The sequence below is a fragment of the Mycobacterium sp. genome (genome assembly GCF_049280035.1).
GTDB lineage: Bacteria > Actinomycetota > Actinomycetes > Mycobacteriales > Mycobacteriaceae > Mycobacterium.
The window spans coordinates 1-8175 of sequence record NZ_JBAPPI010000028.1 but is presented as its reverse complement, the minus strand read 5'-3'; the positions used below and the strand labels follow the sequence as shown (position 1 = coordinate 8175).

Below are 8175 nucleotides of genomic sequence, written 5' to 3'. Positions count from 1 at the left end.
GCCAACGCGTAGATGTCGGCGCGGGCGTCGACTTGGCCTGCTCGCAGCCGTTCCGGGGACATGTAGGGCCAGCTGCCGATGATGTTGCCGGTGCCGGTCATTCGGGTCTGGTCGGCGGCGCGGGCGATGCCGAAATCGATCAGGTAGGCGAAGTCGTCCTCGTCGAGCAAGATGTTGGAGGGCTTGACATCGCGATGCACCAAGCCGACCCTGTGCGCGGCCTGCAGTGCCTTGGCGACTTGCTCGATGATGCGCACCGCGCGCCCGGGTGGCAGCGGCCCATCAGCGAGCGCGGTCTGAAGGTCGCGGCCTTCGATCAGCCGCATATCGACGTACAACCGGCCATCGATTTCGCCGTAATTGTGAATCGGAATCACGTGCGGGGAGTTCAGCCGCGCGGCCGCATCGGCTTCGCGGCGGAACCGCGCGACGAACGTGTGGTCTTGGGCCAGGTGTGGCGGCAGCAGCTTGATCGCCACAGTTCGGTTGTTGGCCGCCGTGTCACGCGCGCGCCACACCTCGCCCATCCCGCCGCGGCCCAGCAACTCCACCAGCCGGTAACGCCCAAACGGCGTGCCCTCCATAGGCGGCCTCCCTGGCTAGTGCCGTCGAGCGACACTCTAAGCCGCCGCATCGAGGTCGGAAGCTAAAAACTTACAGTTGCCGCCAGCGCCCGCCGTCCCAGCGTCACCCCGCCGCCAGTTTCAGCACTCGACTATTGCCAACGTCAGCGACGTAGACGTTGCCGGCGGCATCCACCGCCACACCGTGAGGGTTGTTGAGCCCGGTGAAGGCCAGCTCCGTCGGGGTGCTCGACCCCGCCGCCAGTTTGACCACCCGATTGTTGCCAGAGTCGGTGACGTAGACGGCGCCGACGGTGTCTACCGCCACACCCTGGGGGCCGTCGAAGCCGGTCAAGGCCAGCACGCTCTGGGTGCTCGAGCCTGCCGCCAGCATCAGCACCCGATTGTTCTGAAGGTCGGCGACGTACACGCTCCCGGCGGTGTCCACGGCCACACCGCGGGGGTTGTTGATGCCGGTGAACGGCAGCACGGTCTGGGTGCTCGAGCCCGCCGCCAGTTTGACCACCCGATCGCCACCGTCGGGGACGTAGACGGCGCCGGCGGCGTCTACCGCCACGCCCTCGGGGTAGGTGAGGCCGGTGAAGGGCAGCGCGATCGGGGTGCTCGAGCCCGCCGCCAGTTCCAGCACCCGATTATTTTGAGTGTCGCTGACGTAGAGGTTGCCGGCGCCGTCCACTGCCACACCGCGGGGGTCGTTGAGGCCGGTGAAGGGCAGCGCGATCGGGGTGGCCGAGCCCGCCGCCAGTTTCAGCACCCGGTTATTGCCATTGTCGGTGACGTAGAGGTTGCCGGCGGTGTCCACCGCCAGACCGTCGGGGTTTTTGAGGCCGGTGAACGGCAGCACGGTTGGCGCCGCAGGTGCTGCGGGCCGCCCGGTTCGCCCCGAAGGCTGCGCGGGCTGCGCGGTTGGGGTTTGGGTTGGGGCTGGGCGCAGCAGGTAGCCGGTGATGCCGGCGGCGACCAGGACCACGACGATCGCGGCTATCAACGCCACCATCACCTGCCGGCGTGGGCGGTGCCACGGCGGTGGCGATGTACCGATGTGAGAGGACGGCCGGTCGGCGGGTCGGGTTTGTGGGACAGGCGGCCAGCCGGGTGGGCGTTGTTGGGTCGCGGGTTGGGCCGGGTAGCCGGCCTGTTGCCGCGCGGCGGGTGCGGGCCGCTGCATGGGTGGCACCTGATCGTGACGGCGGGTGGGCGCAGGTGCGGGTCGGGGCGCGTCGCCGAGCAGGGTGGGGGCGGGTGGTGCCAGCGGGGTGGTGATGGCGTCGTGGGCGGCGTCGGCTAGCTCGACGGTGGTGGCATAACGCTGGTCGGGGTCTTTGGCCATGCCGGTGGCGATTACCTGGTCGACCTGCTTGGGGATGTTGGGATCGGTGCTCGACGGGCGCGGCGGTGGCTCCGTCAAGTGCGCGGTGATTTGCTGTTCGAAATTGTCTCCGGGATAAGGCGCGCTGCCGGTCAGACACTCATAGAGCACGCACGCCAACGCATAGATGTCGGAGCGGGCATCGACCTGCCCGTCTCGCAGCCGCTCCGGGGACATGTAGGGCCAGCTGCCGATTATGGCGCCGGTGCCCGTGAGACCGGTCTGGTCGGCGGCGCGGGCGATGCCGAAATCGATCAAATAGGCGAAATCATCGTCGTCGAGCAGGATGTTGGAGGGTTTGACGTCGCGGTGGATCAGGCCGACTTTGTGCGCGGCGTGCAGTGCCTTGGCGACTTGCTCGATGATGCGCACCGCCCGGCTCGATTCCAGCGGCCCGTCGGCCAGCACCTCTTGGAGGTCGCGGCCCTCGATGAGCCGCATGTCCACATACAGCCGCCCGTCGATTTCGCCGTAGTTGTGGATCGGGATGATGTGCGGGTTGTTCAGCCGCGCTGCCGCATCGGCTTCGCGGCGGAACCGCGCGACGAACGTGTGGTCTTGGGCCAAGTGTGGCGGCAGCAGTTTGATTGCCACAGTTCGGTTGTTGGCCGCCGTGTCATGCGCGCGCCACACCTCGCCCATGCCGCCGCGGCCCACCAACTCGATCAGGCGATAGCGACCGAACGGCGTGCCCTGCACTCAAGCCTCCTGTCGCGAAAGCCCCGCAAGCTCGATGAACGATATCGCTTCAGCTGATGCCCGCGCAGGTCATCGCGGTCCACCGTCGCGCCGGCGCGGCCGCGGACCATTTGGCGAGATGCGCGTTGGGCGCACCCGTTTCGACGGGGCCGTCTCGCTCCGGCAGCTAACAGCGCGTTGGTGAGTTCGCCGCCGGTGCGGGTGCGGGGCTGCTGGGCGGCTGGTCTGGCGATTTCCGGTTAAATCGGTGGTCTGATGCGCATGCAGAAGTCACCCAGAATGTTGCAAGAATCTTTTTAGGTGGTCATCAGATTCTGTTGTCAACGGGAAAGCCCCGGAACACCTACACCGAAGGAATCCAACATGATCACCAACCGTTTCGCCAAGTTCGCCGCCGCTTCCGTTGCTGCTGCTGCCATCGGGCTGGGCGCGCTGGCCACCGCTGCGACCGCGTCGGCCGAGACCTACCAGGGCGGCGTCATCGGCGGCCCCAACAATGGTCACGCCGCGCTGCACTGGCAGGGCGTGCACCCCGGTTCGGCCAACATCCACTGGCACTAAAGCATCACCGGCTGGCGCCGGTGGCGGTCCGCGCAGGTGACCGCCACCGGCGCCGTCGTCTGTCTGGCGGCCGATAAGCGAACGTCACTACGGTGTGGGTACTTTGACGGCGATCTGATGCGCGATGTTGACTCCGGCAGCGGTCGGCGGGCCCGTCGACGACGCATGCCAGGACGTCGATGATGACGTTGTTGGCCGCGGTTAGCGCCCCACTTTGGCGGCGATCTGGTGGGCGATGTTGGCGGCGGCGCCCTGTGGGCCGAGACATGCGGTGACGTCTATCGCGACGTTGTTGGCCACGGTCAGCGCCCGTTCGCAGGCCCCAAGGCTGTTGGCGGGCGTGACAGTGGCGCTCAACGTGCCGTTGGTGTTGGAAACCGGCCCCACGGTGTTCACCTGCGAATTGCCATTAGCGGTAAGGGTGAATTGGTGATTGGAGCAGGCCTGCCAGCCTTCTGCGGAGGCGGTGAAGAACGAGCCGGCATCCTGGGCGGAGGAAAACAACACGACGGCCTGATTCACCGCGTTTTGTTGCGCCTTTGCGACCACCTGAGCGCGCACGGCGGTGTACCCACTGCCGGCATAAACCTTGGCTTCCGCCGCCGCCGACAAGGGTAGGCACGCCTGGTCCGACACCGCAAAGCTGTTGTCGGGCATCGTTGTCATCGTGCCAACGGAACTCATGTCGGTGGTGCCCATCGCAGTGTTGATTTGGTCGGGGCTGAGCAGCAGCCCGTTCAGCGCGCTTGGCGGGGGCGGGGGCGCCTGGAGGGTGCTGGAGGCCGGGCTCGAATGTGGTGCGGGTTGCGGTGGTGCAGGTTGCGCCGTTGGGGTTTCGGCGGGGTGCCGGTCCTTCAGCAGGAGGTAGCCGGTGATGCCGATGATGCCGGAGGCTAGGACCACAACCGTCGCGACGACCGCGGCGATGACGCCCACCCGGCGTTGGCGCTGCGGTCTCGGGACCGGCTCAGCGGTCTGCCGTTCGGATCCGAAACCCGCCATCCCGGGGGCGAGCGGTTCAGAAGGGTATGTGATAGCCGGTGGGGACCATGGGCTGTGCGCGGGTTGTGGTTGTCGGTACTTCGTGACCGCTGCTGGCGGGACAGGACTTGACGTCTGCTCGGTGGGTGGCTGTGTAGGAGTTGGTGTCGGGCGGCCGATGGGGTCGGTAATCGCGTCGCGGGCGGCGTCGGCTAGTTCGATGGTGGTGGCATAGCGGTGGTTTGGGTCTTTGGCCATACCGGTCGCGATGACATTGTCGACCCCCGAGGGCACATTCGGTTGGGCGGTCGAGGGTCGAGGCGGCGGGGTGGTGAGGTGTGCGGTAACCAGATGCGCCATCGAGTCGCCAGGAAAAGGCGGCTGTCCGGTCAGACACTCATACAGCACACAGGCCAATGAGTAGATGTCCGCGCGGCCATCCTCTTCTGCTCGGGCGTCGAGACGCTCAGGTGCGATGTATGCGAAAGTGCCGATCGTGTTGCCGGACTTGGTCATTCGTGTCTCATCGATCGCGCGGGCAATCCCGAAATCAATCAGATACGCGAAGTCGTCGGCATCGAGAAGGATGTTCGACGGCTTGATGTCGCGGTGGATCAGGCCGACTTTATGGGCGGCATGCAAGGCCCTGGCGACCTGGTCGATGATGCGCACCGCGCGGGCGGGATCCAGCGGCCCGTCGGCGAGCACGGTTTCGAGGTCACGGCCCTCGATCAGCCGCATATCGACATAGAGGCGGCCGTCGATTTCGCCGTAGTTGTGGATCGGAATGACGTGCGGGTTGTTCAGTCGGGCGGCCGCATGGGCCTCCCGGCGAAAACGCCGCTGAAATTCCTCGTCTTCAGACAAATGCGTGGGTAAGACTTTGACGGCGACGATGCGATCGGTGTCGGTGTCGTGGGCCCGCCACACTTCGCCCATGCCGCCGCGGCCCAACAACTCCACCAAGCGGTACCGCCCAAACGGGGTCCCGTCCACATCAGCCTCCCGGCAGCCACGGTCGGAAACACCATAAATCGAGCGACACGTTCATATTCAGGAAACGCTAGCCGGGCAGGTCACACATCCCTAATTCGCCAGACTCATCGGGGACTGTTCAGCGACAATTGCGGCGTCAACAGCGTCGGCAATAGCCGCACTGAATAGGGGTGCTCATGGCGAACAGGGGTGGCCGGGGCGCCGCTACCGTTGATGCGGACGTGGTCCGTGCGGGCAGACGAAGCCAAGGGCCAGGTGAGCCGCCCATCCCGCTCGCCAAACGCCGGCAACCGTCATCGAGGGCGGTGCTGCTGGTCGCGGCTTTCGGCGCCTTCCTGGCGTTTCTCGACTCCACGATCGTCAACATTGCTTTCCCGGCCATCCAGCGGTACTTCCACCACAGCGACATCAGCAGCCTGTCGTGGGTGCTCAACGCCTACAACATCGCCTTCGCCGCCTTTCTGGTGGCTGGCGGCCGGCTCGCTGACCTGCTCGGGCGCAAGCGGATGTTCATCTACGGTGTGGTGTTGTTCACCGCCGCGTCCGGCCTCTGCGCGGCCGCCGATTCCGTCGGCCAGCTGGTTGCATTCCGGGTGCTGCAGGGCATCGGCGCGGCGATCTTGGTACCGGCGTCACTGGCGCTCGTTGTCGAGAGTTTCGACGCGGCGCGCCGCGCACACGGAGTGAGCCTGTGGGGCGCAGCGGCGGCCATCGCGTCGGGCCTCGGTCCGCCCATCGGCGGTGCTCTCGTCGACGCATCAAGTTGGCGCTGGGTGTTTTTGGTGAATCTGCCGCTGGGGCTTGCAGCGGTAGTGGTGGCTCGGCGCGGGTTGGTCGAGAGCCGCGCCTCTGGACGGCGGCGCGTGCCCGATTTACGAGGTGCGGCGCTACTGGCGCTTGCGCTCGGGTGCCTGACGCTTGGCTTGGTCAAGGGACCGGACTGGGGCTGGGTCAGCCCCGCAACCATCGGGTCGTTTCTGGCCGGGGTGGTCGCGATGGTCGGCTTTGTACTGAGCTCGCGGAGCGTTCCGACGCCGCTGATCGAGCCCGCGTTGCTACGCATTCGGTCGTTTACGGCCGGCAACACGCTGACACTGATCGCCAGTGCCGGGTTTTATGCCTACCTGCTGACGCATGTGTTGTTCCTGAACTACGTGTGGGGGTACAACTTGTTGCGCGCGGGCCTGGCGGTGGCGCCCGCCGCGTTCGTCGCCGCGGTTGTCGCCGCGGTCCTGGGCCGCGTCGCCGACCGGCGCGGATACCGCCCCATCATCATCGTCGGCGCACTGATCTGGGCCAGCAGCCTGCTGTGGTACATCGAACGTGTCGGGCCCACACCGCATTTCCTGACGGAGTGGCTGCCCGGCCAACTTTTGCAGGGCATTGGGGTCGGTGCGACGCTGCCGATACTCGGCAGTGCCGCCCTGGCGGGGCTGACCGCGGGCGGCAGTTACGCGACCGCGTCGGCGGTGGTCAGCAGCACCCGCCAGCTCGGTGCGGTGATCGGCGTCGCGGTGTTGGTGATCGTGGTCGGCACGCCGGCTCGCGGCGCCGCCGAAGAAGCGTTGCGGCGAGGTTGGGTGCTGGCCGCAGTCTGTTTTGTCGCGGTGGCGATCGGCGGGGTGTCGCTAGGCCGCACCCGCAGCGATACCGCAGCCGCGGGCGCGGTCGAGCCCGCACCGCAGATGGATCCCATGGCTGCGCGGTCGGCGCCCCGGCACGCCGCACTCGCCGAGGTCCGGCCGACCGCAGCCGGCGAGGTCGATCCGCTCGGCACCCTGCCGCTGTTTGCCGGGCTGGACCCGGCCGCCCTAGCAGAGCTGCGAGACCACGCCGAGCAGGTTGAGTTGGAGGCGGGCTCGTATCTCTTGCACGCGGGTGAACCATCCGACTCCCTATATGTGGTGCGTAGCGGACGATTGCAGGTGCTCCAAAACGACGTCGTACTCAGGGAATTGGGCCGCGGTGAAGTCATCGGCGAGCTCGGATTTCTCATCGATGCGCCCCGGTCCGCGTCGATTCGCGCCATGCGCGACTCCACGCTCGTGCGGCTCACCAAGGCCGAATTCGACAAGATCACCGACGCGGGCGTCCTCGCATCACTGCTGCGGGTCCTGGCTACCCGACTGCACCAGAACCCGCCGCCCGTCGTCGCGCGGACACCGACATCTGAGGTGGTCGTCGCGATCGTCGGTGTCGACGCCGGCGCGCCCGTATCGATGGTGGCCACCGAATTGGTCGACGCGCTATCGAGTCGGCTACAGGTGGTGAACCCGGGCCGCGTAGATCGCGACGGTTTGGAACGCGCCGAGCGGGTGGCGGACAAGGTGGTGCTGCACGCGGCAGCGGACGACGCGGACTGGCGGGACTTCTGCTTGCGCTCGGCCGATCGCGTCGTGCTCGTAACGACTGACCCGACACCCCCGTCGGAACGGCTGCCGGCACGAGCGGCGGGCGCCGACCTGGTGCTCGCAGGGCCGCCCGCCGACCGTGAACAGCGTTGTGCCTGGGAGGAATTGCTGACGCCGCGCTCGGTGCATCAGGTCCGCTCGGCGCATGCGACGGCCGACCTACGCCCGCTTGCCGCCCGCATCGCAGGCCGTTCGGTCGGGCTGGTCCTTAGCGGTGGGGCCGCGCGGGCTTTCGCCCATCTTGGCGTGCTGGAGGAGTTGGAGGCGGCGGGGGTGACGATCGACCGCTATGCAGGGACCAGTATGGGGGCGATCATCGCGGGGCTTGCAGCCACCGGTCGGGACGCGGCCGCGGTAGACGCGACCATCTACGAATACTTCATCCGCAGCAACCCGACCAGCGACTACACGCTGCCGTCCAAGGGATTGATCCGCGGGCGCCGCACCTTGGCCGCCCTTCGCGGTGCATTTGGCGGGCAGATCATCGAGGAACTGCCGCACGAATTCCGTTGTGTCAGTGTGGATCTACTGGAGCGGCGGGCCGTCGTGCACCGGCGAGGCCCGCTTGCCCACG

5 protein-coding genes are annotated in these 8175 nt (G+C 67.1%); 2 read left to right on the top strand and 3 right to left on the bottom strand.

All coding sequences use genetic code 11. The features are described from left to right. A partial coding sequence (locus WAN71_RS00985; protein ID WP_422223542.1) for a serine/threonine-protein kinase occupies positions 1-584 on the bottom strand: 584 nt, incomplete at its 3' end. A gap of 103 nt (positions 585-687) precedes the next feature. Further along, positions 688-2652 (bottom strand): protein kinase domain-containing protein, encoded by a 1965-nt coding sequence (locus WAN71_RS00980; protein ID WP_422223541.1) that lies wholly within the window; start codon positions 2650-2652, stop codon positions 688-690. 363 nt (positions 2653-3015) lie between these two features. On the opposite strand from WAN71_RS00980, the gene WAN71_RS00975 reads away from it, so the two are divergent. After that, positions 3016-3213 carry a hypothetical protein gene (locus WAN71_RS00975; protein WP_422223540.1) on the top strand — a complete coding sequence of 66 codons (198 nt, stop codon included), beginning with the start codon at positions 3016-3018 and terminating at the stop codon, positions 3211-3213. Between the two features lie 201 nt (positions 3214-3414). Here WAN71_RS00975 and WAN71_RS00970 read toward each other — a convergent pair whose 3' ends face one another. Beyond that, a complete protein-coding gene (locus WAN71_RS00970; RefSeq protein WP_422223539.1) occupies positions 3415-5190 on the bottom strand; it encodes a serine/threonine-protein kinase PknH/PknJ in 1776 nt (591 codons plus the stop codon). 176 nt (positions 5191-5366) lie between these two features. Between WAN71_RS00970 and WAN71_RS00965 the strand changes: the two genes are divergently transcribed. Next, a partial coding sequence (locus WAN71_RS00965) for a DHA2 family efflux MFS transporter permease subunit (RefSeq protein ID WP_422223538.1) occupies positions 5367-8175 on the top strand: 2809 nt, incomplete at its 3' end.

Bases quoted from the DNA above. Each gene is read 5' to 3' on its own strand.
- WAN71_RS00975 (WP_422223540.1), top strand. From the start codon at position 3,016: ATGATCACCAACCGTTTCGCCAAGTTCGCCGCCGCTTCCGTTGCTGCT.